Origin of the sequence: Arthrobacter hankyongi (assembly GCF_022012395.1) — a bacterium.
In the GTDB taxonomy this organism is placed as follows: Bacteria; Actinomycetota; Actinomycetes; order Actinomycetales; family Micrococcaceae; genus Crystallibacter; species Crystallibacter hankyongi.
Window position 1 is genome coordinate 1 of record NZ_JAKLTQ010000058.1, and the last position, 871, is coordinate 871.

Here is an 871-nt window from a genome sequence, read left to right on the forward strand (position 1 = left end):
AGCAGCCGGGTCAAGCGCGGTATGGCTGAAATGTTGAAGGGCGGCGTCATCATGGACGTCGTCACGCCCGAACAGGCCCGCATCGCCGAGGACGCCGGTGCGGTGGCCGTGATGGCGCTGGAGCGGGTGCCGGCGGACATCCGCGCCCAGGGCGGGGTCTCCCGCATGTCGGACCCGGACATGATCGACGGCATCATCGAGGCCGTGTCCATCCCGGTGATGGCCAAGGCCCGGATCGGGCACTTCGTCGAGGCGCAGGTGCTGCAGTCCCTGGGCGTGGACTACATCGACGAGTCCGAGGTGCTCACCCCGGCCGACTACGCCAACCACATCGACAAGTTCAAGTTCACCGTGCCCTTCGTCTGCGGGGCGACGAACCTGGGCGAGGCGCTGCGCCGGATCAACGAGGGCGCGGCGATGATCCGCTCCAAGGGCGAGGCCGGCACCGGGGATGTCTCCAACGCCACCGGGCACATGCGCCAGATCCGGGCCGAGATCAAGCGCCTGACCACGATGGCCGAGGACGAGCTGTACGTGGCGGCCAAGGAACTGGCCGCCCCGTACGAGCTGGTCCGGGAGATCGCCGCCACCGGCAAGCTGCCGGTGGTGCTCTTCACCGCCGGCGGCATCGCCACCCCGGCCGACGCGGCGATGATGATGCAGCTGGGCGCCGACGGCGTGTTCGTCGGGTCCGGGATCTTCAAGTCCGGCAACCCGGCCGAGCGGGCCGCGGCGATCGTGAAGGCCACCACCTTCTTCGATGACCCGGACGTGATCGCCAAGGTCTCCCGCGGCCTGGGCGAGGCCATGGTCGGCATCAACGTCGACGAGATCGCCCAGCCGCACCGCCTGGCCGAACGCGGCTGGTAGC

The 871-nt window shown here is 69.6% G+C and carries 1 protein-coding gene; it reads left to right on the plus strand.

Features of this window, described 5'->3' with window-relative positions; genetic code table 11:
- On the plus strand, window positions 1–870 hold an 870-nt coding region (pdxS, locus tag LVY72_RS24110), incomplete at its 5' end, for a pyridoxal 5'-phosphate synthase lyase subunit PdxS (protein ID WP_237827473.1).
- Window position 871 lies beyond the last annotated feature (1 nt).